The 2,646-nt window shown below is 68.0% G+C and carries 2 protein-coding genes; one reads left to right on the forward strand and one right to left on the reverse strand.

Annotation, left to right across the window (positions count from 1 at the left end; translation table 11 throughout):
- Positions 1 to 197 precede the first annotated feature (197 nt).
- A complete protein-coding gene (locus IE249_RS09030; RefSeq protein WP_229858069.1) occupies positions 198 to 1,262 on the reverse strand; it encodes a NucA/NucB deoxyribonuclease domain-containing protein in 1,065 nt (354 codons plus the stop codon).
- Positions 1,263 to 2,205: 943 nt separating this feature from the next.
- Here IE249_RS09030 and IE249_RS09035 point away from each other — a divergent pair.
- Positions 2,206 to 2,646 (forward strand): (2Fe-2S)-binding protein (locus IE249_RS09035; protein WP_229857894.1); only part of this gene is annotated, 441 nt, incomplete at its 3' end.

The raw sequence follows: 2,646 nt of genomic DNA on the forward strand, positions 1-2,646 counted from the left end.
CGAGACCAGCCCGTTGGCGGCGTAGTCGAGGGGGACGTCTTCGAAGGTGTCGAGATCGATCAGATCGAGAGTGCCGTGGGCGACGAAGAGACGGGGGTCGTGAACGCGGCTGACGAGTGAGGCCATGGCGGGGCTCCTGGCAGAGGGAGGGGGCAGCGAGAACGCTGCCCCCCGTGGTTTGCGCTACGCGGCCGACGTTACGGGCACTGCACCAGCGGACGCATCACGGAACCGGCGGCCGACGCCGGGACGTTGGTGACGGAGACCCAGAACTTGTCGTTCTCCAGCAGACGGTTGGCGTTGTACCAGGCCTTGCGCGCGCCGCCCTCCAGACGGTTCTGCGCCGCCGGCACCATGTGGCACGAGAAGTCCGGGTTGACGCTGGCACCCTGGTGGGTGGACGCGAACGGGTACTCGTCACAGCTCTTGCCGGACGGGCGCGGGATCGAGGACGGGCAGGCGGTACGCCGGTTGGCGCGGATCAGGGAACGGTTCATCGTCCGCGTCAGCTCCGGGCCGTGACCCTGCCAGCCCCAGTGGTGCGTGAGGTTGCGCTGCGCCCACAGGATGTGCCACGCGACCTGGTCATAGGGGCCGGTGACGGATATGCCGTAGGTGGGGGTGTAGTCGGGGTGGACGCACCCGCCGTCGGCGACCGGGCTCATGCGCGGGGTGTTGTCACAGCGCACGTTCAGCTTTGGACCCAGGTCGACGCTGACCGGGGTGTAGGGCGCGGCCTCGTAGTTGAGGTGGGGAGCCTGGGCGTCGGTGGTGGTGACGGATCCGGGTGAGTCGATGACCAGGTCCCAGTTCCGCGTCGTGCCCAGGGTGGTGATCTGCGGGGTGCCCCCGGTGGAGGTGCAGGATCCGCACGTCTCGGTGAGGGTGGCGATGCCGAGTTCGGCCGCCGCGACGGTGGTGGACTCCAGCGTCAGGGTGACGTGGTCGGTCCACTTGTGCCGGTTGCGGTTGTTCAACTGGACGCTGGAGGTCCACGCGAAGTTGGCGCTGCCCTGGTACTGGTGCTCGGGCTCGATGTAGAAGTCGACGCGCAGGCCGCCGGAGGCGCACGAACTCGTGCGGTCCTCCCTGACCTGACCGACGGTGCACGTCACGGAATCGACGTGTCGCGTCGACAGGGTGGTGAGGTGTGCGACGGCGCTGTGACGGGGTTTGGGCGTGGGAGCGGCTTGCGCGTCCGCGGCGAACATGGCGCCGACCGCCATGAACGCGGTCAGGAGAGCCGCCCCCCGTTTGAGCATTCTCACGAGCATGGTCCTTTCGCCGGTTTTGGCGTGGCCATGCTTCACAGGCGCTTGACGGGACGTCAACGCCCTTTATGTGCCCAGTAGTTCATATCGGACACCGGCGGCACCTGGGCAGGGAAGCCCTTGCGGCGGCCAGGCGCTGGCCGTGAGATGCCGGGTGCCGGAGCAGAGCGGGGATCCTTGTCCGAAATTCTCTTTCCGCATGGCGAAGGACTGTCGCTTCGGGTGGAGACCACGTGGAGAGTGCGGGAAAAAGGCGAAGCCCCCCCGGAGGGCAGGGTCCTTCAGAAGTGATCTTGCGTCCTCGGCGCCGCGGCAGCGGCGGCTCTCACCATCCGGCTCCGGTCATGATCAGGGCCAGTCCTCGGTCATGGGGTACATGTGGGCGCAGGGATCCGGCTTTCCTGGATCCAGTCCGGCCCTGAGCCGTCGATGTTGCTCTCGCCGGCTGACGAAAGTGTCCGTCCGTTTCCAGAGCGACGCATCGCCGAGTGGGCAGGCCTCGAACCGGCTCGTTGGCGTTCATTCCAGAACCCCAGGGCAGGACGGCATCGGCGCCCAGCGCAGCTTCGACCGCAGCCCAGTCGAACTGTTCGCCGCCCGCGAAGTCCGCCGGCACGAGGTCGAGCAGTACCGCGACGTCAGGATGAATACCCATGGTGGGGCCCCTTGTGGTCAGTGGTCGGCAACCTTGACCGTGTGGGCGGACACCGTCGCCCGGCCTCAGCGACCGCCGCGGCCGGACCAGGCGAGCACGCCCCATACCGTCCAACACGACGACTGGCCGGGCAGCTCAGGACGACGGCCGGACAATGGATTAACGGTCAACAAACCCCGTCGCACCACTCGCCGCCTCCGAGGCTCGGTCATAGAGTGACGTACACCACGCTGGTCGCTGATTTCCCTCACCCACGCCCATACGGTCCATGGAGGGCACATGACCCATATCTCGGTCACGGTGGACGGCACGACCTACGAGGACGAGGTGGAGCCCCGTCTCCTCCTGGTCCACTATCTGCGCGACCGTCTCGGTCTGACCGGTACCCCGATCGGCTGCGACACCTCGAACTGCGGGGCCTGCACGGTGGAGCTCGACGGCGCGAGCGTCAAGAGCTGCACGGTGCTGGCCGTCCAGGCGGACGGGAGCGAGGTGACGACCGTGCAGGGGCTGGCCCCGGACGGCGAGTGGACGCCGCTGCAGCGCGCCTTCCACGAGCGGCACGCCCTGCAGTGCGGCTACTGCACCCCGGGCATGCTCATGGCCGCGCGGGACCTGCTGCGCGAGAACCCGCACCCCTCCCCCGAGGAGGTGCGCAGGGCCCTCGAGGGCAACCTGTGCCGGTGCACCGGATACCAGAACATCGTGCGCGCGGTGCTC

This window comes from Streptomyces anandii JCM 4720, assembly GCF_014650655.1.
GTDB lineage: Bacteria > Actinomycetota > Actinomycetes > Streptomycetales > Streptomycetaceae > Streptomyces > Streptomyces anandii.